The organism is Streptomyces sp. Tu 2975 (genome assembly GCF_009832925.1).
In the GTDB taxonomy this organism is placed as follows: domain Bacteria; phylum Actinomycetota; class Actinomycetes; order Streptomycetales; family Streptomycetaceae; genus Streptomyces.
In genome coordinates, this window is sequence record NZ_CP047140.1 from 1,203,337 (window position 1) to 1,226,563 (window position 23,227).

At 72.7% G+C, this 23,227-nt stretch carries 23 protein-coding genes; 16 read left to right on the forward strand and 7 right to left on the reverse strand.

The features are described from left to right. Positions 1-61: 61 nt before the first annotated feature. The 6 genes from GLX30_RS05190 to GLX30_RS05215 all read left to right on the forward strand — a co-directional run bounded on the left by GLX30_RS05190 (position 62) and on the right by GLX30_RS05215 (position 6,389). Positions 62-1,801, forward strand: coding sequence for an FAD-dependent oxidoreductase (locus GLX30_RS05190; RefSeq protein WP_208545366.1), 1,740 nt, complete (start codon positions 62-64; stop codon positions 1,799-1,801). Positions 1,802-1,892: 91 nt separating this feature from the next. Beyond that, positions 1,893-3,239, forward strand: a complete 1,347-nt coding sequence (locus GLX30_RS05195; protein ID WP_159684103.1) for a 6-phospho-beta-glucosidase — start codon at positions 1,893-1,895, stop codon at positions 3,237-3,239. A 102-nt stretch (positions 3,240-3,341) separates the two neighbouring features. Continuing rightward, positions 3,342-4,409 (forward strand): NAD-dependent epimerase/dehydratase family protein, encoded by a 1,068-nt coding sequence (locus GLX30_RS05200; RefSeq protein WP_159684105.1) that lies wholly within the window; start codon positions 3,342-3,344, stop codon positions 4,407-4,409. After that, a complete protein-coding gene (locus GLX30_RS05205; protein WP_159684108.1) occupies positions 4,403-5,089 on the forward strand; it encodes a glycosyltransferase family 2 protein in 687 nt (228 codons plus the stop codon). The genes GLX30_RS05200 and GLX30_RS05205 overlap by 7 nt, the downstream gene beginning before the upstream one ends. Then, positions 5,086-5,736, forward strand: a complete 651-nt coding sequence (locus GLX30_RS05210) for a DUF2064 domain-containing protein (RefSeq protein WP_244258011.1) — start codon at positions 5,086-5,088, stop codon at positions 5,734-5,736. Before GLX30_RS05205 ends, GLX30_RS05210 begins: the two co-directional genes overlap by 4 nt. After that, on the forward strand, positions 5,733-6,389 hold the full coding sequence (locus tag GLX30_RS05215) for a methyltransferase domain-containing protein (protein WP_159684112.1): 657 nt from the start codon (positions 5,733-5,735) through the stop codon (positions 6,387-6,389). The genes GLX30_RS05210 and GLX30_RS05215 overlap by 4 nt, the downstream gene beginning before the upstream one ends. Before the next feature lie 313 nt (positions 6,390-6,702). On the opposite strand, the gene GLX30_RS36055 is transcribed toward GLX30_RS05215, so the two are convergent. After that, positions 6,703-9,216 carry a bifunctional serine/threonine-protein kinase/ABC transporter substrate-binding protein gene (locus GLX30_RS36055; protein WP_159684115.1) on the reverse strand — a complete coding sequence of 838 codons (2,514 nt, stop codon included), beginning with the start codon at positions 9,214-9,216 and terminating at the stop codon, positions 6,703-6,705. Positions 9,217-9,737: 521 nt separating this feature from the next. Between GLX30_RS36055 and GLX30_RS05225 the strand changes: the two genes are divergently transcribed. Together GLX30_RS05225 and GLX30_RS05230 are read left to right on the forward strand one after the other, a co-directional pair. Then, positions 9,738-10,136, forward strand: coding sequence for a tyrosinase family oxidase copper chaperone (locus GLX30_RS05225; RefSeq protein ID WP_159684117.1), 399 nt, complete (start codon positions 9,738-9,740; stop codon positions 10,134-10,136). A gap of 19 nt (positions 10,137-10,155) precedes the next feature. Beyond that, positions 10,156-10,983 (forward strand): tyrosinase family protein, encoded by an 828-nt coding sequence (locus GLX30_RS05230; protein ID WP_159684120.1) that lies wholly within the window; start codon positions 10,156-10,158, stop codon positions 10,981-10,983. 128 nt (positions 10,984-11,111) lie between these two features. Here the strand turns inward: GLX30_RS05230 and GLX30_RS05235 are convergent, their stop codons facing one another. Beyond that, a complete protein-coding gene (locus tag GLX30_RS05235) occupies positions 11,112-11,969 on the reverse strand; it encodes a helix-turn-helix transcriptional regulator (protein WP_159684122.1) in 858 nt (285 codons plus the stop codon). A 147-nt stretch (positions 11,970-12,116) separates the two neighbouring features. Between GLX30_RS05235 and GLX30_RS05240 the strand changes: the two genes are divergently transcribed. Then, positions 12,117-12,743, forward strand: a complete 627-nt coding sequence (locus tag GLX30_RS05240) for an NAD(P)H-dependent oxidoreductase (RefSeq protein WP_159684125.1) — start codon at positions 12,117-12,119, stop codon at positions 12,741-12,743. Here the strand turns inward: GLX30_RS05240 and GLX30_RS05245 are convergent. Continuing rightward, entirely contained in the window at positions 12,631-13,125 is a 495-nt protein-coding gene (locus GLX30_RS05245; RefSeq protein ID WP_208545367.1) for a hypothetical protein, read from the reverse strand. The two genes, GLX30_RS05240 and GLX30_RS05245, sit on opposite strands and share 113 nt — an antisense overlap. Further along, positions 13,125-14,279 (reverse strand): molybdopterin-dependent oxidoreductase, encoded by a 1,155-nt coding sequence (locus GLX30_RS05250; RefSeq protein WP_159684127.1) that lies wholly within the window; start codon positions 14,277-14,279, stop codon positions 13,125-13,127. Before GLX30_RS05250 ends, GLX30_RS05245 begins: the two co-directional genes overlap by 1 nt. 97 nt (positions 14,280-14,376) lie before the next feature. Here GLX30_RS05250 and GLX30_RS05255 point away from each other — a divergent pair, with 97 nt between their 5' ends. The 3 genes from GLX30_RS05255 to GLX30_RS05265 are packed head-to-tail and all read left to right on the forward strand — an operon-like array spanning position 14,377 to position 18,280. Further along, entirely contained in the window at positions 14,377-15,819 is a 1,443-nt protein-coding gene (locus GLX30_RS05255) for a glycosyltransferase 87 family protein (RefSeq protein ID WP_244258423.1), read from the forward strand. Then, positions 15,816-17,111: an MFS transporter gene (locus GLX30_RS05260; protein ID WP_159684132.1), complete on the forward strand. Its 1,296-nt coding sequence runs from the start codon at positions 15,816-15,818 to the stop codon at positions 17,109-17,111. Before GLX30_RS05255 ends, GLX30_RS05260 begins: the two co-directional genes overlap by 4 nt. Beyond that, positions 17,108-18,280: an anhydro-N-acetylmuramic acid kinase gene (locus GLX30_RS05265; RefSeq protein WP_159684134.1), complete on the forward strand. Its 1,173-nt coding sequence runs from the start codon at positions 17,108-17,110 to the stop codon at positions 18,278-18,280. Before GLX30_RS05260 ends, GLX30_RS05265 begins: the two co-directional genes overlap by 4 nt. Positions 18,281-18,403: 123 nt before the next feature. On the opposite strand, the gene GLX30_RS05270 is transcribed toward GLX30_RS05265, so the two are convergent. Beyond that, on the reverse strand, positions 18,404-18,640 hold the full coding sequence (locus GLX30_RS05270; protein WP_159684137.1) for a DUF397 domain-containing protein: 237 nt from the start codon (positions 18,638-18,640) through the stop codon (positions 18,404-18,406). Next, the gene (locus tag GLX30_RS05275) at positions 18,641-19,501 is read right to left on the reverse strand and encodes a helix-turn-helix transcriptional regulator (protein ID WP_159684139.1); all 861 of its coding nucleotides are present in this window, start codon (positions 19,499-19,501) and stop codon (positions 18,641-18,643) included. It lies immediately after the preceding gene. Positions 19,502-19,627: 126 nt separating this feature from the next. On the opposite strand from GLX30_RS05275, the gene GLX30_RS05280 reads away from it, so the two are divergent. From GLX30_RS05280 to GLX30_RS05290, 3 genes are all read left to right on the forward strand, one after another. Continuing rightward, positions 19,628-20,116 carry an ATP-binding protein gene (locus GLX30_RS05280; protein ID WP_167306792.1) on the forward strand — a complete coding sequence of 163 codons (489 nt, stop codon included), beginning with the start codon at positions 19,628-19,630 and terminating at the stop codon, positions 20,114-20,116. Between the two features lie 5 nt (positions 20,117-20,121). Further along, positions 20,122-20,529, forward strand: coding sequence for a hypothetical protein (locus GLX30_RS05285; protein WP_159694876.1), 408 nt, complete (start codon positions 20,122-20,124; stop codon positions 20,527-20,529). Positions 20,530-20,590: 61 nt separating this feature from the next. Beyond that, positions 20,591-20,884, forward strand: a complete 294-nt coding sequence (locus tag GLX30_RS05290; RefSeq protein WP_005309178.1) for a hypothetical protein — start codon at positions 20,591-20,593, stop codon at positions 20,882-20,884. A gap of 96 nt (positions 20,885-20,980) precedes the next feature. Here the strand turns inward: GLX30_RS05290 and GLX30_RS05295 are convergent, their stop codons facing one another. Further along, positions 20,981-22,549: an FAD-binding oxidoreductase gene (locus GLX30_RS05295; protein WP_159684143.1), complete on the reverse strand. Its 1,569-nt coding sequence runs from the start codon at positions 22,547-22,549 to the stop codon at positions 20,981-20,983. 68 nt (positions 22,550-22,617) lie between these two features. Here GLX30_RS05295 and GLX30_RS05300 point away from each other — a divergent pair, with 68 nt between their 5' ends. Beyond that, positions 22,618-23,214, forward strand: coding sequence for a TetR family transcriptional regulator (locus GLX30_RS05300; RefSeq protein ID WP_159684146.1), 597 nt, complete (start codon positions 22,618-22,620; stop codon positions 23,212-23,214). Positions 23,215-23,227: the final 13 nt, after the last annotated feature.

The following is a 23,227-nucleotide window of genomic DNA, read 5'->3' on the forward strand; positions in this document are numbered from 1 at the left end:
TCGGATGGATCGTTCCGGCACGTCACGACGTACCTCACGGCCTACCTCACGACGTACGTTCATGGCGGGCGCCGCAGCCGTGGGCGGCACCGCGGCGCTCGCGACCGCCGCGGCCACCGGGACCGCGGCCGCCGCTGCCGCGCCGGCGCCCTCCGTCGCCGTCCTCGGCGGCGGTGTCGCCGGGCTGACAGCGGCTCATGAACTCGCCGAGCGCGGGTTACGGGTCACCGTCTACGAGCGCCGGGCGCTCGGCGGCAAGGCCCGGAGCATGGACGTGCCCGACAGCGCCAGGGGCGGCCGCAGACCCCTGCCCGCCGAGCACGGCTTCCGCTTCATCCCCGGGATCTACCACAACCTGCCCGACACCATGCGCCGCATCCCCTTCCCGGGGAAGCCGGGCGGCGTCCGGGACAACCTGGTCGCGCCGGCCGAGATGTCGTTCAGCCGCACCGGCCGCGAGGACCTGCGCATCCCGCTCCCCTGGCCCGGCCACCGGCCGCCCGGCCTCACCCTCGACGACATCCGCCGTGCCCTGACCGCGATGCTGGACACGGCCCTCGGCATCCCCTTCCACGAGACCGCGTACTTCGTGAACCGCCTGCTCGTCTTCCTCACCAGCTGCGACGAGCGCCGCGACCGGACCTGGGAGGCCACACCCTGGTGGGAATTCATCAGGGCGGAGGAGATGGGCTACGACTACCAGCGCATCCTCGCCGTCGGGCTCACCCGCAACATCGTCGCGACCAAGGCCGAGGAGGCCAGCACCCGCACCGTCGCCACGCTGCTCGAGGCGTTCGTCCTCAACGCGCTGGGCCGCGGGGCCGACGGCCCGCTCGACCGTATCCTCGACGCCCCCACCAACGAGGCGTGGATCGACCCGTGGGTGACCCATCTGCGCTCTCTGGGCGTGGAGTTCAAGGTCGGCTGGACCGTACGGGAGGTGAAGTACGCCACCGGGCGGGTCACCGCGGCCGTGATCGAGAACCCGCAGGGCGGGCACGAGTCGGTGACCGCCGACCACTACATCTCCGCGATGCCGGTGGAACACGCCCGGCGCACCTGGGGACCCGCGCTGCGTGCCGCCGACCCGCAGCTCGCGCGCTGCGACAAGCTGCGGACCGACTGGATGACCGGCATCCAGTTCTATCTGACCGAACGCGCCCCGCTGCTGCACGGCCACCTCAACTGCATCGACTCGCCCTGGGCGCTGACCGCGATCCAGCAGGCCGCGCACTGGCCCGGCCGTGACTTCCCGGCCGACTACGGCGACGGGGTGGCCGTGGACTGCCTGTCGGTGGACGTCTCCGAATGGGACCGGCCCGGCATCCTGTACGGCAGGACCGCGAAGCAGTGCACCCGCACGGAGGTCGCCAAGGAGGTGTGGGCCCAGCTGAAGGCGGCACTGAACGACACCGGCAAGGTGGTCCTCAAGGACAGCGCCCTGCACTCCTGGTTCCTCGACCCCGGCGTCGACGGCCTCGGCACCCCGCACCCCACCAACGACGACGAACTCCTCATCCACCCTGTGGGGACGTTCCACAACCGCCCGCAGGCGGCGACGCGGATCCCGAACTTCTTCCTCGCCGGCGACTACGTCTCGGTCGACATCGACCTCGCGACCATGGAGGGCGCGAACGCCTCCGCCCGTGCCGCCGTCAACGCCCTGCTGGACAACGCCGGCTCCACCGCGCCGCGCTGCACGATCACACCACTGTTCCGTGCCCCGGAGATGGAGCCCTTCAAGCGGCACGACCGCACCCGCCACCGGCTCGGCCTGCCCAACGCGTTCGACCTCGGCTGACGCTTCCCTCTCCGCTCGGACGCGCTCCACCTCGGCCGACGCTTCCACCCGTAGGACGGGCCCGCCCGCGGCCGCCGAGTAGCGTACGGGCATGAAGCTCACCATTCTCGGCGGCGGCGGATTCCGGGTCCCTCTGGTGTACGGGGCACTGCTCGGCGATCAAGGAGAGGGCCGGATCACCCGCGTCACCCTCCACGACGTGGACGGCGGCCGGCTGGACGCCGTGTCCCGGGTGCTCGCCGAGCAGGCGGCCGGGCACCCGGACGCGCCCGAGGTCTTCGTGACCCTGGACCTCGACGAGGCCGTGCGCGGCGCGGACTTCGTCTTCTCCGCCATCCGGGTCGGCGGACTGGAGGGCCGTGCGGCGGACGAGCGGGTCGCCCTCGCCGAAGGTGTGCTCGGACAGGAGACCGTCGGCGCGGGCGGCATCGCCTACGGGCTGCGCACGGTGCCCGTGGCCGTGGGCATCGCCCGCCGTATCGCCGCGCTCGCCCCCGACGCGTGGGTCATCAACTTCACCAACCCGGCCGGCCTGGTCACCGAGGCGATGAGCCATGTCCTCGGCGACCGCGTCATCGGGATCTGCGACTCGCCCGTCGGGCTCGGCAGGCGGGTGGCCAAAGTGCTGGGCGCCGACCCCGCGAGCGCCTGGATCGACTACGTGGGCCTCAACCACCTCGGCTGGCTGCGCGGACTGCGCGTCGGCGGACGCGACCGACTGCCGCGGCTGCTCGCCGACGACGACGCCCTGGCCTCCTTCGAGGAGGGCAGGCTCTTCGGGCCGGAGTGGCTGCGGTCCCTGGGGGCGGTGCCCAACGAATACCTGCACTACTACTACTTCAACCGCGAGACGGTACGCGCCTACACGGAGGCCGAGCAGACCCGGGGCGCGTTCCTCGGCCGCCAGCAGGGCCGCTTCTACGCGGAGATGCAGCGTCCGGAAACGCCCGCCCTGACGGCCTGGCGCCGTACGCTCGCCGAGCGGGAGGCCACGTACATGGCCGCCAACCGGGACGCGGCGGGCGTCGGCGAACGCGACGAGGACGACCTGGAGTCCGGCGGCTACGAGAAGGTGGCACTCGCCCTGATGCGTGCCGTCGCCCGCGACGAGCGCACCACGCTGATCCTCAACGTCCGCAACCGCGGCACCCTTTCCGTGCTGGACTCCGACGCCGTCATCGAGGTCCCGTGCCTGGTCGACGCCGGGGGCGCCCACCCGGTGAGCGTCGACCCCCTGCCGTACCACGCGGTCGGGCTCGTCACCGCCGTCAAGGCGGTCGAACGCGAGGTGCTCGCCGCGGCGGAGAGCGGTTCGCGGGCGAGCGCGGTGAAGGCCTTCGCCCTGCATCCGCTGGTCGACTCCGTGAGCGTGGCCCGCCGCCTCCTCGACGGCTACCGGGCCGAGCATCCGGGGCTGGCGTACCTGACAGCCCCATAAGGCGGAGCGGGGCACCTGACCGGAGCAGTGCACTCCTTACGTACCTGTGACGGCCCGGCGCGGACCGGCGATCCGCGGGTCCGCGCGTCGTAGCGTCGCAGCATGCGTGTACTAGTCACAGGTGGCGCGGGCTTCATCGGCTCGCAGATCGTCGCGGCGCTCACCGCGCGGGGCCACGACCCGGTGGTCCTCGACGCCCTTCTCCCCGCGGCCCGTTCCGCGGCCCGCCCCCGGCCGCCCCTGCCGCCCGGCGGCGCGTGGATCCACGCGGACGTGCGGGACCCGGCGGCGGTGGCGGACGCACTGCGCGGCGTGGACGCCGTCTGCCACCAGGCGGCGATGGTCGGCCTCGGCACCGACTTCTCCGACGCGCCCGACTACGTCAGCTGCAACGACCACGGCACGGCCGTGCTGCTCGCGGCGATGGCCGAGGCGGGGGTCGCCGACCTGGTGCTCGCCGGGTCGATGGTCGTCTACGGCGAGGGCCGCTACGACTGCGCCCGGCACGGCCGGGTACGGCCCGGTCCGCGCGCCGCGGCCAACCTCGCGGCCGGCCGGTTCGAACCGCTGTGCCCCACCTGCGGCAACGCGCTCGTCCCCGGCCTCGTCGGGGAGGACGCGCCCGTCGACCCCCGGAACGTGTACGCCACGACGAAGCTGGCGCAGGAGCACCTGGCGGCGGCCTGGGCCAGATCGACGGGCGGACGCGCCGTCGCCCTGCGCTACCACAACGTGTACGGCCCCGGGATGCCGCGTGACACCCCCTACGCGGGCGTCGCGGCCTTCTTCCGATCGGCGCTCGAACGCGGCGAGGCGCCCCGGGTCTTCGAGGACGGCGGCCAGCGCAGGGACTTCGTCCACGTGCGGGACGTGGCGGAGGCGAACGCCGTCGCCCTGGAGGCGGTCCACGGGCGGGAGCCGGGCGTTCTCACCGCGTACAACACCGGCAGCGGCACCCCGCACACGGTCGGCGAGACGGCGGCCGCCCTGGCCGCCGCGCACGGCGGGCCGGAGCCGGTCGTCACCGGCGAGTTCAGACTCGGCGACGTACGGCACATCACCGCCGACTCGGCCCGGCTGCGCGCCGAACTGGGCTGGAAGCCCCGCGTCGGCTTCGACGAAGGCATGGCCGAGTTCGCTGCGGGCGGGCCGGGGGACGCGGCATGCTGACCGCCGACGTGGTCCTGCCCTGTCTCGACGAGGCGGAGGCGCTCCCCTGGGTGCTGGCCCGCATCCCGACCGGCTGGCGGGCGATCGTCGTCGACAACGGCTCGACGGACGGCTCCGCGGAGATCGCCCGCACGCTCGGCGCCGTCGTCGTCCACGAGCCCCGGCGCGGCTTCGGTTCCGCCTGCCATGCGGGGCTGCGTGCGGCCGAGGCCGAGTACGTGTGCTTCTGCGACTGCGACGCGTCGCTCGACCCGGGACTGCTGACCGGGTTCGTCCGCCGGATCGCGGACGGCGAATCGGACCTGGTGCTGGGCCGGCGGCGACCGCAGCGGCGGGGGGTGTGGCCGGCGCACGCGCGGGCCGGCAACGCCGCCCTGTCCCGGATGCTGCGCCGGCGCACCGGCCTGCGGCTGCGCGACCTCGGCCCCATGCGGGCCGCGCGCCGCACCGACCTGCTGGCCCTCGACCTGACGGACCGTCGCAGCGGCTACCCCCTCCAAATGGTGGTCCGCGCCTGCGACACGGGCCTGAGGGTGACGGAGGTCGATGTCCCCTACCTCCCGAGATCGGGGAGATCGAAGGTGACGGGCACATGGTCGGGCACCTGGCACGCCGTACGGGACATGAGCGCGGTGCTGGCGGAACCGCCGCGTTCCCTGGTGAACGGCGGGACGCGGTGAGCGGCACGCTGCTGGTGATCGCGAAGGCGCCGGTGCCCGGCCGGGTCAAGACACGTCTCACTCCCGCCTACACCCCGAAGGAGGCCGCCGGGCTCGCCGAGGCCGCGCTGCGGGACACCCTCGACGCGGTCCTCGCCACCCCCGCCCGGCGGCGGATCCTGGTGCTCGACGGCGAGCCGGGAGCGTGGCTGCCACCGGGCCTCGAGGTCGCGCCGCAGTGCGGCGGCGGCCTCGACGTGCGGCTCGCGGCCGCCTTCGCGCTGTGCGGGGCGGAGGGGCCGGCCCTGCTGATCGGGATGGACACCCCGCAGGTCTCCCCCCGGCTCCTCGCCACCGGGCTGGAACCGGGCCCCGGCGAAGCCGCGTTCGGCCCGGCGGACGACGGCGGGTTCTGGGCGCTCGGTCTCGGCTCTCCCGCGCTGCACGGCCGGCTCGTGCTCGGTGTGCCCATGTCGTCGCCCGACACGGGCGCCGCGCAACGGGAACGGCTCGTCGGAGCCGGGCTGACGGTGCGTGAACTGCCGACGCTACGGGACGTCGACACGCCCGACGACGCCCGTGCGGTGGCCGCCGCCGCGCCGCACACGCGGTTCGCCGCCGCGCTGGTCGCGACGGCCGGGGCCGGATCCGGGGCGGCGGCGCGGTGACCGCGCCGCCCTGGCAGGCCGACCCGTACACGGACGCCCTGCGCACCGGCCGCGGCCCGCTGTTCCTGCGCCGCCCCGACGGCTGGCTGCTGCCCCTGGAGGTCGAACGCTGGTGCGCGGAACCCGACGACGCCGACCGTACGGTCCTCTCCCACAGCCACGGCGCCGTCCTGGACATCGGCTGCGGCCCCGGCCGCCTGGTCGCCGCGCTCGCCGCGCGCGGGCGGACCGCGCTCGGCATCGACATCAGCCCGGAGGCCGTGGCCCGCACGATACGGATCGGCGGCAGCGCGCTGCACCGCTCGGTGTTCGACCCCCTGCCACGGGAGGGCCATTGGGACACGGCGCTGCTGATCGACGGCAACACCGGCATCGGCGGCGACCCTTGTGCGCTGCTGTCCCGGGTGGCCGAACTCGTCCGACCGCGCGGCCTGCTGATCGCCGAGGCGGCCCCGCTCGACGTGGACGAACGCACCGTCGTCCAGGTCTTCGACGGCACGACGGCGGAGGGCTCTGCGTTCCCCTGGGCGCGGGTCGGCACGGAGGCGCTGCTGCGGTACGGGCGGGCGGCGGGGTGGGCGCTGAAGGACGTGTGGGCGTGCGGGGAACGACGCTTCGTGGCGCTCCGGCGGGGGGTGGGGGCGGAGGCATAGCGCCTGCGGCGGGCGTTTCCCCTACCCTCCCCTACGGTTTGGTGGCCGTAGGGGCTACCCCCTTCCAGAACCGGGCTCCACCCCGACCCGGTTCCGCGCTTCGCGGGTGCTCTCCATGGCCGGAGGGGCTGATGTCGCGGACCCTCTCTGCCTGACCCGTCGGCAGGAGGGAACACCGGCCATGCACATCGCCGTTCGTGCGTAGGCCGCCTCCGCGCGCAGCGGGACCGTGCGGCCAGTGGCCCGCAGGAGACCACGCGAGTCACGGCGCCCCAGGCCGAACTGCTTCCAGGTCGCGCCGCCCCGGCGGGCGTCAGTGGGTGGCGGGTCCGCTCCTCACGGTCGCCCAGGAGCCGTCGTCCACCGCGTACACCGTCAGCCGGCGGTTGACCGTGTCGCCGTTCCCGTCGAAGGCGACGCGGCCCGTGACGCCGTCGAAGGCCAGCCGCGCCACGGCCTGCGGCAGTTTCGCCCGGGCGTTGCCGGGGAGGGTGCCGCCGTTGGCCGTCACGACGGCCTTCACCGCCTCGATGATGGTCCAGGTCGCGTCGTACGCGTAGGGGCCGTACCAGCCGGCCGCCTCCTGGTACCCCGCCTTCCCGTACCGGGCGAGGAAGTCCTGCCCTGCCGCCGACACCTCGGCGGGAACGCCGATGTTGGTCGCGAGGTCACCCTCGGCCTTCGGGTTCGCCGTGAGGTACTGCTGGTCGAAGATGCCGTCGCCGCCCATCAGGGGGACGTTCACCCCCGCCTGCTCGAGCTGCCGGGAGAGCGGCGCCGCGGCGTCGTAGTAGCCGCCGAAGTAGACGGCGTCCGCGCCCGAGGACCGGACCCTCTCGGCGAGGCCCGCGAAGGCGCGTTCCGCGGGGTCGACCTGCTCGGTGCCGACGACGGTCCCGCCGAGCTTCGTGAACTCCGCCGTGAAGCCGAAAGTGAGGGCGGCGCCGTAGGCGCTCGCGTCGTCGACCACGTAGAGCTTGGTCTTCTTCGCCTCGCCATGCAGGTACCGGGCGGCGAACGGCCCTTGGTCGACGTCCGTGGCGACGGTGCGGAAGTAGGTGGAGTGCGGACGGGTCTTGGTGCCCGCGGCCCAGTCGGGGCCCATCGTCAGCACGGGGTCGGTGTTGCCCGGCGACACGTTGACCATGTCCGCCCGCGCGAGCGGTGGCACCAGGGCCTTGGCGACGCCGGAGTTGAGAGGGCCGACGACTCCCAGCACCTTCTCGTCGGACACGAACTGGGCGGCATTGGACCCGCCCTGGGCGGGGACGGCCTCGTCGTCCAGGGCCATGATCTCGAAGTTCACCCCGGGGACGTGCCGGGTTTCGTTGGCGGTCCTGGCCGCCAGGTCGGCCGAGTTCCTGATACCGACGCCCATCGAGGACAGCCCGCCGCTGAGCGGTGCGTCCACCCCGATCACCACCGTGACCGAGGAGGCTCCCGAGCCGCTGCCGGCCGCCCCGCCGCCGCCGCCGGGCGCGTCATCGTCCCGGGTGAGGGTCCAGGTCAGGACGGAGCCCGCGGCGAGCGTGGCCAGCGCCGTGCCCAGGACCACGGAGCGCCGGGTGAGGGCCCGCCGCCGGGCGGACGCCCGCCCGCCGTGTTTCATCTCGGGCGTCGCCCCGAGCGTGACCGGGCCCTCGGCCGGGGGCTCGGGCACGGGCGGGCCGGTCGGACGGTCCGGCACGGGGCGCCGCGGGCTGCCGGCCGCGGACCCGGAGTCCAGGACGGTGGGGGTCCGCGGTGACGGCGTCGTCGAAGGTGCCTGCTCCGGCGCGGGGGTCCGCGGTGACGGCGTCGTCGAAGGTGCCTGCTCCGGCGCGGGGGTCCGCGGTGACGGCGTCGTCGAAGGTGCCTGCTCCGGCGCGGTCGAAGCGGAACCGTGCTCCGCCGCCGCGTCCGGTGCCGGTACGGGGGTCGCCCTCGGACCGGGCGTGGGTGTGGGAGCGGGCTCGGGTTCGGGAGCGGACCCGTGCCCGGCGGACGAGTCGGCCCGGGGCGGGGAGGACCGCAGCACCGACGCCAGCATCTCGGCCGCTTCCGCGGCGCCCACGCGCCGCGCCGGGTCCTTGGTGAGGAGCGCGTCCAGTACGGGCGCCAGCGGGCCGGCGTGGACCGGCGGCCGGTGCGGGCGGGTGAACACGGCCACGGCGAGGGCGTGGAGCCCCTCCGCGTCGAACGGCGGGTGCCCCTCGACGGCGTGGTAGAGGGTGGCGCCCAGCGCCCACAGGTCGTTGGCGGGGGTCGGGCGCTTACCCTCCAGCTGCTCCGGCGGCATGTACTGCGGCGTGCCGATGACGATCCCGGTGTGGCTCAGCTTGGTCGTGGCGTCCGCGAGGTGGGCGATACCGAAGTCGGTGAGGACGACACGGTCCTTGGTCAGGAGCACGTTGTCCGGCTTGATGTCACGGTGGATGATCCGCGCTCCGTGCGCCTCGGCCAGCGCGTCGAGCATGGCGGCGCCGATCTCGGCGACCCGCTGCACGGGCAGCCGGCCCCGGTCGCGGATGGTGGCGGCCAGGGACTGCCCGCGGATCAACTCCATGACGATGACGGGGGCACCGTGGTGCTCCACGACGTCATGGATGGTGATGATCCCGGGGTGGCTGAGAGTGACCGCCGCGCGGGCCTCGCCGGTGAACCGCCGGAGCAGCGCGGCACGGTCGGCGTCGTCCATGCCCGGCGGGAAGAGGATCTCCTTGACGGCGACCTCGCGTCCGAAGAGCTGCTGGTCGAGTCCACGCCAGACCCTACCCATACCGCCCTGGCCGATGCGTTCGACCAGTTGGTACCGGCCCGCGATGAGTTCGGGATTCTGCTCGGTCACGCGCACACTCTAGGTCCTTCTGAGCCGATCAGGTGACGGAAGGACACCTTGATCACGCCCACTGTGCGCGGCGCCGCTGGGGACCACATGTCCGGCGCCCTGCGAGGCGAGTGCAGGAGCCCGGCTTTGTCCCTCGGCCGGGCTTACCGTCCCCTGCGACGGGCCGCATCGCCGCGGAGGTAGTGCTCACCGCGCACGACGACGGTTCACGGCCACCGGCACAGGCATATGTTCCGGTCATGTTGCCAACGTGAGGGTGAACACAACCAGCGGCCCCTCACCGCAAATTCTTCGCCTCCTGACCGCATAGACGGTGGAATCTCCGCTCACGGTCGAGGTGAAGGTGATCTGAGAACAAGATCAACTTCATTCAAGTCTGTACCTCTCATGGCGAGTTGTCCACTTGGCGCCCAACCCCGTTCCGCCGGTTTCGGCTCACCGGCCGGACCCAGGTAGGCATGGCGACTGCGGTGCCGATCGCACTGCAGTCCCGAAACACCTTGCACCTGCGGAGACCATCCATGTCCCGATTCACCCGCCGCCAGGCTCTCAGCGCCGTCGGCGCCGCCGCCGGCCTCGCGGTCATCGGCGCCGCGCCCGCCGTCGGCAGCGCACGTGACCGAGCACCGAAGACACCGGCCACGCCGCACGCCCACGCCGCCTCCGGTGCCTTCGACGAGGTCTACCTGGGCCGGCGCATCCAGGGCGCACCCGGCCACGGCGGCGGCCACCACGACCACCATGGCGGCGGCTGGACCGTGCATATCGACGGCGAGGAACTGCACCTGATGCGCAACGCCGACGGCACATGGATCAGCGTCATCACCCACTACGAGCCGCTCTCCACGCCGCGCGCCGCGGCCCGCGCCGCTGTCCGGGAACTTCAGGGCGCAGCCCTCGTCCCCCTCGACCTCTCCTGAGCCCGGAGCACCAGCCACCATGACCGTACGCAAGAACCAGGCAGACCTGACCGGCACCGAGAAGCGCGCCTTCGTCGACGCACTCCTCGAACTCAAGCGCAGTGGCCGCTACGACTCGTTCGTCACCACCCACAACGCCTTCATCATGGGTGACACCGACAGCGGCGACCGGGTCGGCCACCGATCCCCGTCCTTCCTGCCCTGGCACCGACGCTTCCTCATCGAATTCGAGCAGGCTCTCCAGTCCGTCGACCCGTCCGTCGCCCTCCCGTACTGGGACTGGACCGCCGATCGCACGCCCGCCGCCTCACTCTGGGCGGCGGACTTCCTCGGCGGCAGCGGTCGCAGCAGGGACGGACAGGTGGTGGACGGGCCGTTCGCCGCCGCCGCGGGCGGCTGGGGAATCTCCATACGGGTCGACGGACGCGGCTACCTGCGCCGGACGCTCGGCGCGGGCGGCCGTCAACTCCCCACCCGCGCAGAGGTCGACACCGTCCTCGCGATGAGCACCTATGACATGCCGCCCTGGAACAGCGCGTCCGACGGCTTCCGTAACCACCTCGAGGGCTGGCGTGGAGTGAACCTCCACAACCGCGTGCACGTCTGGGTCGGCGGTCAGATGGCCACCGGAGTCTCACCGAACGACCCGGTGTTCTGGCTGCACCACGCCTTCATCGACAAGCTCTGGACCGAATGGCAGGCGCTGCACCCGGACTCCCCGTATCTCCCCGGGACAGGTACCGCGAACGTCGTCGACCTCCACGACACCATGCGCCCCTGGAACGATGTCACCCCGGCCGACATGCTCGACCACACCCCGCACTACACCTACGATCGAGCCGCGTAGCTCGGCCCAGGGAACGGGCCGGATACAGCGCGGTCCGGCTGCCCGTCGCCAGGCCCACCTCCCAGGGCGGTCCGGGACGGCGGGTCGGGGCGACGGCGCGGGCTGCTTCGCCCCGTGCAGAGGGCCCGTCAGTTGCCCGACACCGCCCGCAGTGCCCCCGGCCGACGCCCCGTCAGCGCGTCCAGTGCCGCCGCGGACGCCGCGTCCGCGGGTACATGGACCAGCAGGCGCTGGTCGTCGTCCGCCGGCAGTTCCAGCGTCTCGTACGCGAGCCGCAGCTCCCCCGCGTCCGGGTGCACCACACGCGTGACGCCGCTCGCCCGCGGGGGCCCCGGCAGTCGTTCCACCCGGTCGGTGAAGACCGTGCCGACCGTCACGGTCAACTCGTCCGCCAATGCGGCGACGTGCGGGTCCGCGCGGAACGGCCCTTGCTTCAGCGAGGCGACCTGTTCGTCGGCGACGTGTTCCCAGTCGGGGTAGGCGGCGCGGGCCCGGTCGTCGGTGAGGACGAAGCGGGCCGCGTTGGGCGGGGCGCCGTCGAGCATGCCGAGCGGGCCGACCAGCCGCTCGTACCCTTCGGTCCAGGCCAGCAGCTCGCTCAGCCGGTTGACGAGCACCGCGGGCGCGGGCTCGAGCCGTGCGAGCAGGGCCCGCACGGTGGGGCGGACGTCACGCGCGGGCCCCGCGCCGCCCATGCAGGTGAAGCCGCCGTCGGCGGACTTGGTGAGCCGGTGGAGATGGACGCGTTCGCCGGCCGAGAGCCGCAGTGCGTCGGCGAGCGCGGACAGCACGGGCGGGGAGGGCCGCCGGTCCCGGCCCTGTTCGAGGCGGGTCACGTATTCGACACTCACGCCGGCGAGCGTCGCCAGTTCCGATCGGCGCAGGCCGGGTGTGCGGCGGCGGGGGCCGGCGGGCAGGCCCACGTCGGCGGGGGTGACCGCCTCGCGGCGCGTACGCAGGAACAGGCCCAACTCGTTGTCGCTCACCGTTCGAACGTAACAGCCCGGACCGCCGGGACGGTGGCCCTGTCACTACCAGTCTCGGCCCGGCCTTCCTCGGTGCCGCCCAGGACGGCAGGTTGGGACGCGCCGGCCCCGAGGGGGGCCGGCCCTGTCCCCTTGAGGAGTACACCCGTGTCCGAGAAGAACACCGAGAAGAGTTCCGAGAAGAATCTCGAGCTGGTAGTGATCATCGGCAGCGTCCGCCAGGGCCGCTTCGGTCCCGTGGTCGCCGAATGGTTCGCGGAACAGGCCCGGCAGCACGGCCGGTTCGGTGTCGAGGTGGTGGATCTCGCGGACACACCGCTGCCGCTGGACCTGCCGCCCCTGCCGCCGGCGCTGCAGCCCGACATGGAGCGGCCCGCCGACATGGCACCGATGACGCGGCGGCTCGCGGCGGCCGACGCGATCGTGGTGGTGACGCCGGACTACAACCGCAGTTTCCCGGCGTCCCTGAAGGCCGCGATCGACTGGCACTACACCGAGTGGCAGGCGAAGCCGATCGGTTTCGTCGGGTACAGCGGGGGCAGCGGCGGTCTGCTGGCGATCGAGCAGCTGCGCCAGGTGTTCGGTGAGCTGCACGCGCACACGGTCCGCGACATGGTCTCCTTCCCCCGCTACTACGAACTGTTCGCTCCTGACGGCACGCTCATCGACCCCGACGGCCCCACCGGCGCGGCGAAGACGATGCTCGACCAGCTCGACTGGTGGGGTTCCGTGCTCCACGACGCGCGCCGTGACCGTGCGTTCGGAGCCGCGTGACGGCGCCCGTGCCGCGCAGCCTCCGCACGAGTACCACCGCCGCGGTGGCGAGGGCCACGGCGGCGAGGGACAGCAGCCAGTTGCGCGGATAGTCCAGCGGAAGCACCGAGGGGTTGTGCGGCGTGCCCGGGGCGAAGAGGACCGGCACGGCGATCAGTGTGAGGCAGCCCGCGGTGACGAGCGCCCCGCGCAGCGGTCCCCGGCCGGGGAGCCGTGCGAGCAGCAGCCCGGCGACAAGCACCAGCGGGGCGAGCAGGAGGTCGTGGACGACGACCGCTCCCGCCAGCCAGAGGGCGACGTCCCAGGCCTGCCCGCCGCGGAGGAGGAGGAAGACGCCGACGCCCATCAGGGCGACACCGACCGCCCCTGTCGCGGTACGCATCACAGCACCTCGATCCTGCCGACCCACTTGGTCTGCCATACGCCGGGACGGTCGGGGGCGATGATCCGTGCGGGGAAGCCGTGGTCGAGGGAGAGGACCTCGCCGTTGAGGCGCAGCGCCAGGAGGGTGAGCGGGTCGTCGGTGTATCCGCCGCCCATCTCCATCACCCGGTAGGCGCCGCGCCGCTCCAGCGAGACGACCCTCAGCGCCGCGCCGGGTGGGGCGCCGGCCCGTTCCACCAGGTCCTGGACGCGTACGCCGGTCCAGCGCGCCGACTTGCTCCAGCCTTCGACGCAGGCGATGGGCAGTGTCACGGTGTGCTGGGGCAGTGCGGCCAGCTCGTCGAGGGTGAGCGTGTACGGGCGGGGGCCGGTGACATCGAGCCGCCAGCCTGCGAGGGCCGGGGCGCTCACCCGGGCCGCGACGGCGGTGCGGTTGACGGGCAGATGCTGCGGTCCGTGGTCGGGGTGGCGGGGTGCGAGCAGGTCCAGGCGCCCCAGTGGTGTGAGGGACTGGCCGACGGTGGTGAGGGTGACCGCCCCCACGGCCGCGGCGACGCCGGTGAGCAGGGAACGCCGATCCGGTCCGTCCGCGGCGGGCAGTTCCAGCGTTCCTGGCGAGCGCCGCCTCCAGTGGGCCCTGATCTGCGGGTACTTGACGGCGATGTGCAGGACCAGGGCGCCTGCCAGCAGCCAGGCCACCGCGAAGTGGACGGGCACGAAGGAGAAGGGCCACGGATACCACTGGGCGGTGTTCAGCAGTCCCGTGGTGAGCTGGAAGAGGGCCGCGGCGACCAGCACACCCACCGACAGCCGCTCGAGGGCGTGCCGCAGGGACCGCAGCGCGGGACGGACGAACAGCCTCGGATAGACCGTCCACAACTTGGCGAGCAGCAGCGGGACGGCCGCGATGCCGCTCGCGACGTGGAGGCCCTGGGTGAGGCGGTAGCCCCAGTACGGCCGGCTGGGCAGCGAGCCGGCGAGCCAGTCCGGCGGCCGTTGCAGGTAGTGGCTGATCACCCCGGTCACGAAGCACACGGCGATCGCGGCTCCGAGCAGGCGGCCGACGGCAGTGGCCGTGCGGGGGTCGTGCAGCCTTCCGGTGAACGTGGGCGGCCGGAGGGTGATCGGTGGTCGGATCCTCATGGTTTCCATGAGACCTCCGACAAGGGCCCGTGGGTGGGATCCGACACCTTACGGAATGCGGACGTCAGGAGGCGTCTCCCCCGTTCGGGCCGCTGCGGCTGGAAGGCTGGTGTCCGTGATCCACACACGCACACTCACCGCTTGCCTCCTCGTCGCCGGCCTGACGGCCGCGCTGGCGGTGACGGTCCTCAAGGACGGCTACGTCACCGATCCCGGCGGCCTCGCGTGGTGGTACGCCGCCTGCTGGCTGCTGTTCGCGGCGGCCGTGCTCGCCGTGCGCAGGACGCCCGCGCGGCACGCGGTGGCGCTGGTCCTCGCGGGTGGTGTCGCGGTCGCGGCGACGGGCCTGCTCGCCCCGCCGCGGACGAGCACCGACTCGTACCGCTACGCCTGGGACGGCAGGGTGCAGGCGGCCGGGATCTCGCCGTACGACCATCCGCCCGCCGATCCGGCGCTCGCCGGTCTGCGCGACGACTGGCTGTTCCCGCGCGGTGCGGACTGCGCGGTGCCGGAACGGTCGCGCATCGACGGGCCCACGGGCGAGCGGCACTGCACGCGGATCAACAGACCGCAGGAGCACACGATCTATCCGCCGGTGGCACAGGGTTACTTCCTGGTCGTGCACGCGCTGTCACCCGAGGACGCCCGGCACAAGGCTCTGCAGACGGGCGGAGCGCTCCTGGCGGCCGGCACCACCGTCGTGCTCGTGCTGGTGCTGCGGCGCCGTCGCGGTGATCCGCGGCACGCCGCTCTCTGGGCGTGGTGTCCGGCAGTGCCGGTGGAGGCGGTGAACAACGCGCACGCCGACGTGCTGGGGGTGCTGCTCGCGGTGCTGGGGCTGTGGGCGGTGGTCCGGCGGCGCGTCGAGGGCGGAGTGCTGCTCGGCGCGGCAGTGGCGACGAAGCTGCTGCCCGCCGTGGTGCTGCCCGGTGCGCTGTCGGGCGTCCGGCGATGGCGGGACGCGGCGGCCGTGCTGGTGCCGGCTTCGGCCATGGTGGCGGTGACGTACCTGCCTTACGTGCTGCTGTCGGAGAGCTCCGTGCTCGGCTATCTGGGCGGCTACACGAAAGAGGAGGGCTACGACGATCCGTCCGCCCGCAACCGCTACGCGCTGCTGCGGCTGGTGCTGCCGGACGCGTGGGCGCTGCCCGCGGCGCTCCTGGTGACGGCAGTGGTCGTCGTGCACGTCCTGCGCCGCGGCGACCCCGAACGGCCCTGGAGCGGCGCCCTGGCGGTGACTGGCGCCGTGTTCCTGCTGATGACGCCGGGATACTCGTGGTACGCGCTGCTGCTGGTGGCGCTGGTCGCACTGGACGGCCGGTGGGAGTGGCTGGGAGTCGCGGCGGCGGGCGCGGCCAAGTACGTGGTGGTGCACCTCGACGGGGACAGCTCGGTGGTCGGCACGACGGCGTACGCCCTCGCGGCCGCCGCGGTGGCGGCCGGGGTGCTGGTCCGGCGGCGCCGGACCCTGCCTGCGCGTGCTGCCGGCGGACCGTGGTCCGCGCGAAGGGAGTCCGGGCGTGTCCCGGTGGGCAGTAAAGAGGAATGACCACCTCCGCCGAACGGTCCAACGCCTCGCCCGTCCGCTCCCGCCGTGCGCTGCTGGCCGGTTCGGTCGGCAATTTCGTCGAGTGGTACGAATTCGGTGTCTACGGCTACTTCGCCACGATCATCGCCGCGAACTTCTTCACGCCCGAGGGCGGCAGCGACGTCGAGGCGCTGGTGAAGACCTACGCGTCGTTCGCGCTCGCGTTCTTCTTCCGGCCGGTCGGCGCCGCGCTGTTCGGCCGGATCGGTGACCGGATCGGGCGCCGGCCGACGCTGATCCTGGTCATCGGCCTGATGACGCTCGCCACCACCCTGATCGGCCTGCTGCCGACGTACGCCACCGTGGGCGCCCTGGCGCCGTGGCTGCTCACTTTGCTGCGCATCCTCCAGGGGTTGTCGGCGGGCGGCGAGTTCGGCGGGGCCGTGTCGTTGATGACGGAGTTCGCGCCGCCCGGCAGGCGCGGCCTGTACGGGTCGTGGCAGTCGTTCACGGTGGCTCTCGGGCTGCTCGGCGGCGCGGGGGCGGCCGCGCTGCTGGCGACCGTGCTGTCGGAGGCGGCGCTGAACGACTGGGGCTGGCGGCTGCCGTTCCTGCTGACGCTCCCCCTCGGCGCGGTCGCCCTGTGGCTGCGGCTGCGTCTCGAGGAGACGCCCCGTTTCCGGGAGGCGGAGGCCGAGGCGGTCGCGCCACCACCGACCCGGGAGGTCGTGAGGGCGATCGTGCTCGGCGCGGGCCGGATCATGGGCTGGGCGGCGGCCGGTTACACCTTCCTGGTGGTGCTGCCCTCGTATCTGCAGTCCAGTCTGAACGCGTCGTTCCGGGAGGCGTTGATCGCCACGGTCCTGGCGAACCTGGGCTTCGCGGCGTCGATCGTCCCGGCGGGACTGGTCAGCGACCGGGTGGGACGGCGTCCGGTGATGCTGACGGGTGCGGTGCTGGTGGTGCTGCTGGCCCTGCCGCTGATGAACCTCCTTCAGGACGAGGGCGCTTCGGCGACCGCCAAGGGTGCCGCGGTCTTCGCCGCCGGCGCCGTGGTGGGCCTGCTCGCCGGACCCGGACCCGCGATGCTGGCCGAGATGTTCCCGACGTCGGTGCGCTGTACGGGACTCGGCCTGGCGTACGCACTGTCCAACGCGGTCTTCTCGGGCTGCGCGGGCATCGTCATCACCGAACTGATCAAGCGCACCGGCAGTGTCGACATCCCCGCCTACTACGCGGCCGCGACCTGCGCGGTCAGCGTGTTCGCGCTCCTCACGCTGCGCGGCGACGACCACCGCAGGGCACTGCGGTGAGGGTCGTCGGGCTGATGTCGGGGACGTCGTACGACGCGATCGACGCCGCGGCCGCCGACATCGTCCTCGAGGACGGCACGCTGAAGTTGTCCCTGCTCGGCCGGATCGGGGAGCGGTACGACGACGAACTGCGGGCGACCCTGTCAGGAGCGCTGCCGCCCGCCGCGACCACGCTTGAACGGGTTTGCCTGCTGGACACCCGCATCGGGCAGGCGTTCGCCGCGGCGGCGGTCCGTGCGGACCGCGAACTCTGCGACGGGAATGCGGAGTTGGTGGCTTCACATGGTCAGACCGTGTACCACTGGGCGGAGGCCGGGCAGGTCCACGGCACGCTCCAGCTGGGGCAGCCGGCGTGGATCGCGGAGGCGACCGGCTGCACGGTGGTGTCCGACTTCCGTCCGAGGGACGTGGCGGCCGGCGGTCAGGGCGCCCCGCTGGTCAGCCTGGTGGATCTGCTGTGGCTGCGGGGCCGGCCGGGCGTGCCCGTGGCACTCAATCTGGGAGGGATCGCGAACGTCACCGTGGCGGGCGGGGCGGGCGACCCGGTCGCGTTCGACACGGGGCCGGCGAACGCCCTCGTGGACGCGGCGGTTGCGGAACTGACGGGTGGACGGCTCGGCTACGACGTGGACGGGGCGCTGGCCGCCGCGGGCCGGGTCCATCAGCCGCTCCTGGACCGCCTGCTGGCGGAGCCGTACTACCGGCTGCCTCCACCGAAGACCACCGGCAAGGAACTGTTCCACGCGGGCCATGTACGCGAAGCCCTGGTCGGCGCCGGCCCGTTGCCGCCCGAGGATGTGATCGCCACGCTCACCCGGCTGACCGCGCGGACCGTGGCGGACGCGCTGCGGCCGCTCGGCGCGACCGAGGTCGTCGCGTCGGGAGGCGGCACGCACAACCCGGCCCTGATGACTGCGCTGCGGGCCGAGCTGGCCGGGACACCGCTGCGCACCTCCGACGAGCTGGGGATGCCGGCCACCGCCAAGGAGGCGTACGCCTTCGCCGTGCTCGGCTTCCTGACCGTGCACGGCGTCGCAGGCACCGTACCCGCATGCACAGGTGCCCAAGGGGCGCGCGTCCTCGGGTCGATCACCCCGGGCGGCCGTGGTCCGGTGTTCGCGTCCCCGGCGGAGCGCCGGGTCGACTCCCTGGTCTTCATGGACGGTTGAACGTGGTGGTGCGTTCCGCCCGCACCACCACGGCCTCGGCGAGCGTGTTCCGGGCCGCCGGAGCGCCGCTCCCGTGCCTGTGGTCCTGATGCGGTGCCGGCCTGCCGCCCCCGCGGCAGCAGGTCAGCCGACCAGGAAATCCGCCTTGCCCGCCTTCGCTCCCTGTATGAAGGCCTCGATCTCTCCGGAGGTGTAGATCAGGGCAGGTCCGTCGGGATCCGCGGACTGGCGCACCGCGATCCTGCCGTCGGCCAGCTTCATGGTCTCGACGCAGTTGCCGCCGTTGCCGCCGCTCCAGGGCTTGTGCCAGCCTTCCTCACCCAGCTCGGCGGCCGGCATTCCGTTGTATATGCGTTTCATTCACAGCTCCTTGCGGAGATCGTCGAGGATCTCCTTCGTGCGTTGTACTGTCGCGGCCTGAGCCGCCATGCGGTCCATGACCTCGAGGTGCGTGGCGACCTCGGGGCGCGCGTCGAGATAGACGGCGCCGGTCAGGTACTCGCTGTAGACCATGTCCGGGAGCTCGGCCACAGCGAACCGGAAGAGGACGAAGGGCCCGTATGTGCCGGGGTGGTGGCCGGCCGCGAACTCGGCGACCTGCAAGGTGACGTTCGGCAGCCGTGCGCCCTCGAGCAGCTTCTCGATCTGGGCCTTCATCACGCCCGGCCCGCCGACGGGTCTGCGCAGCACCGTCTCGTCCATGATCACCCAGAGTTTGGGGGCGTCCGGCCGGGTGAGCAGGGACTGGCGCTCCATGCGCAGCGCCACATGGCGTTCGACGTCGTCCGGCTCCGTGTGGCCGATGGCTCCGCCGAGCATGATGGCCCGGGCGTAGTCCTCGGTCTGGAGCAGGCCGGGCACGAAGTGCGGTTCATACGCACGGATGAGGCTTGCGGCACCCTCCAGGCTGACGTACATGCTGAACCAGTTGGGCAGGACGTCGTGGAAACGTTGCCACCAGCCGGGCCTGTTGGCCTCTTCGGCCAGCTCGACGAAACCGCGGGCCTCCTCGTCGCCGATCCCGTAGGCGCCGAGGAGCAGTTGGACGTAAGGGATCTTCAGCGCGACCTCGGCGGTCTCCATCCTGCGGATGGTGCCGGGGGCGACGCGGAGGACCTTGGCCGCTTCCTCGCGTTTGAGGCCTGCGCGCTCCCGCAGATCCTGCAGGCGCTTGCCGAGAACGACCTGCCCCACAGTGGGGGCGGACCGCGGTTCACTCACTTCGAGACCTCCCCACGTGCTTGTTTGCGAGCAGTGTGCCACGGCACCCAGTCGATGAATATGCCCACTCTGGATTTTTCATAGTGGGGGTTGCCAATGTGATGGTTGCAGCGGGAGAGTGGTCGTGTGAACCGTGACGCGCTCGCCACCGAGCTCCTGGACTCCCTTGCGGGGACCGAACTCACCCGGTATGCCTTCGAGTTGCCGGCGCGCGCCGAACAGGTCTCCCGAGCGAGAAAGATGGTCTCCGCCCGGCTGGAGAGCTGGGGCGTCGAGGGTGACGCCCACGACACCGCACTGCTCGTCCTCTCCGAGCTGTTCACCAACGCCATCGTGCACACCGGCGGCCATCTGGTCGGCTGCGAACTCCTCGCCGGCGCCGACCGGTTGCGCGTCACGGTGCAGGACCAGGGCGCCGCCACCACCGGCCCGCGCGTGTGCCGCGGCGCGGAGGGCGAGCGCGGGCGGGGGCTGCTGCTCGTGGAAGCGGTGAGCCGCGCCTGGGGCACGTACGACTCCGCGCCGGGAGTGGGCCGCGCCGTCTGGGCCGAACTGCCCTTCGTACCGGGTGCCGCGGCCAGGGAAGGGGCGTCGGCGTCGGAGTGGCCGTGCTGAGCAACCTGGCGCCGCTCCGGTCGCGGGGCGTGCGCCACGACGACGCCGACCGCCTGAGCAGACTCGAGGTCCCCGCCGCACTCCCCACCACGCTGGGGTGCGACGCGGTCGGCGTCCCCGCCCACTACGGGATCCGCCTGCTCGCCCGGATGCGGAGCACCGGCTGCGTGTTCGCCGACGGCGCCTGGTGGTGGTGGATCGTCCCCGCGGGCTCCGACCTCGACCTGACCTGGCCGCTGCCGTCCCACTACGCCCGCGGGGCCCGGGTGCCCGCCGGCGGCGCCCGGCTGATCCGCCGGCCGGACGGCCCGAGCCCCTACACGCCGCCCATCCCGCTGTACCTGATGGTCTGTCAACTGACCGGTACGGCCCCGCGTTGGCCGGCCGGCCTGACCGGCTCGGCACAGGGCTGAGCGGAGCGCCCGCGGAGGTCCGCCGGACTGCCGGGCGAGTCGCCGGGATAGGCTTCTGCGCATGTCAGAAGCGAATACGGGCCCCGAACGGCAGGGCCTCACACCGCGCCAGGCCCGCCGTGTCCGGATAGCCCTGTCGGCCGTCATCATGATCGCGGTGGGTGCCACCCTGGCGCTGCGACTGGGCAGCACCCACTCGGTGCTCACCGTGGGCTTCTACGGCATCGCCCTGATCCTCTCCGGCAGCGCGCTGGTCCTCAGCCGCGCCGGACGCACCCGGTGGGCCACCCTGGTCCTGGGCGTCGGCGTGGCGGTGGCGCTCGTCGCGGAGTGGGCGATCGCCTCGATGCGCTGAGCGGCCGGTCCGGTCCCGGCAACGGCCACGAGGGCCCGGCCGCGGGGCACGGGACGCCCGGTGTCCGAGGCCTGAGCGGAACTGCGCCGGTTCCTGTCACAGCACGGGGACGAGCACGCCGGGATTGAGGATTCCGGCGGGGTCGAGTGCCGCTTTGGCGGCGGAGAGCGCGGCGGCGAACGGGTCCGGGCGCTGGACGTCGTACCAGGGGCGGTGATCACGGCCGACCGCATGATGATGAGCGATCGTGCCGCCGTTGTCGGCGATCGCCTCGGAGACAGCTGCCTTGATCTCGTCCCACTGGGCGACCGTGCTTCCCCAGCGGCCGGGCGCGTAGACCCCGAAATACGGTGCCGGGCCGTCCGGGTAGACGTGGGTGAACCTGCAGGTCACCACACCGTCTTGGCCGGTGACCCTGCGGATGGCGTCCCGTGCCGCCTGCGTGACGGCATGGTGCAGTTCTTCGTACCGGTCCCAGGTGCACGCCGTCTCGAAGGTCTCGGCGATCACCGAGTGCCGGGCGAGCGCGTCGCGCTGATAGGGCATCCGCAGGAAGGAGGAACGCCAGGTGTCGCCCGTGTTCTCCGTGGCGGCATCGGCGATCTCGCCGCCGTGGTCCCGGCACAGTTCCTCGGCCCGGTCCAGTGACGTGCGCACCGGGTGGTCCGCCGACTCGAACCCCAGGATCAGCACGCCGCCTCCGACGGCGACACCCGCGTTGATCAGCGCTTCGGCGGAATCGAGCAGCCGGCAGTTCGCCGGGTGCAGCCCGCTCTGCGCGATCGCCCGGGTCGCCGCCACCGCCGCCGTGCGGTCGGCGAAGTGCACAGAGGCCCTTGCGCGCCAACGGGGCCGTTCCTGCAGGCGCATCCACGCCTCGGTGATGACGCCCAGCGTGCCTTCGCTGCCGAGGAAGAGCCGGTCGGGCGACGGACCCGCCCCGGAGCCCGGCAGCCGCCGCGACTCATTGATCCCCCTCGGGGTGACCACACGCATCGACTCGACCAGGTCGTCGATATGTGTGCGCAGCGTCGCGTAGTGGCCGCCCGCCCGGGTGGCCAGCCAGCCACCCAGGGTGGAGAACTCGAACGACTGCGGGAAGTGCCGCAACGTCAGGCCGGAGGGCCGGAGCCGGTCCTCCAGACGCGGGCCGAACACGCCCGCCTGGATGCGCGCCGCCCGGCTCACCGGGTCGATCTCGAGCACGCGGTCCAGACGCCCGAGGTCGATGGTGACCGCGGCACGGTCGTCGTCGAACCGGGGCTCGATTCCGCCGACGACCGAACTGCCGCCACCGTAGGCGATCGCGGCGATCCCGTCGCGGGCACACCAGTCGAGCAGGTCGACCAGGTCACGTTCGCATCGGGGCCGCGCCACCAGATCGGGCACGTGCTGCAGGTCCCCCTGCAGATTGCGCACCACGTCCCGGAACGCCTTGCCGTGGGCGTGCCCGGCCCGGTCGGCCGGGTCGGCGGAGCAGAGATCCGCGAGGGCGGCGGGGGCGGACACCCGGGGGGCCGGCAGCCCGAGCGCCGAGACGTCCGGAGGTCGACGGCCCGTCATGTCGCCGGGCGCCAGCATCCGGACCCTGCCCAGCAAGGCTTCCAACTCCGCGCCGGTCACGGCCTCCTCGACCGTGCCCCAGCCCCACCATGACCGTGTCATTGCCCACCGTCCGTATTTGACTTTCAGGTAAATTACCTGCCGGTCATAACGAGCGCTAGAGTGAGCGTGTGAACAAGGCCGGAACCAAGGGCGTTGCCCGCGCCGAACGGGAACAGCAGATCATCGCCATCGCGATCGAAGAGTTGGGCGAAAGAGGCCACGCCCGCGCCTCCGTCATCGACATAGCCCGGCGCGCAGGCATTTCCAAGCCGCTTATCTACGGCTACTTCGGCTCCAAGGACGGCCTGTATCTGGCCTGCCTCAGCCATGTCGGTGACATGCTGGTCGAAGCCGTCGACGCCGCTCGAGCCCGCAGCGGCTCGCCCGATCACGCCCTGGACACCCTCGCCGCGATCTTCGACGCCGTCGGCACGTGCCGCCACGCCTGGTCAGTTCTCTACGACCCGACGCTTCCGCCCGACGGCGAGACGCACGACGCCGCAGTGCGCTACCGGGCCCGGCTCGCCGACATCGGTGCGGCGGGCAGCACGGACCCCCTCCGCCGCGCGGGGCACCGCGACCCGCTCGACCACGCGTTCCTCAACCACATATGGCAGTACGCCGTCACAGCCGTCATGCGCTGGTGGACCGACCACCCCGAACAGTCACCTGCGGACATGACGGCCCGCTGCGCACGCGTCCTGTCCGCACTCGCTCCGAACTGACGGAGCGGTATGC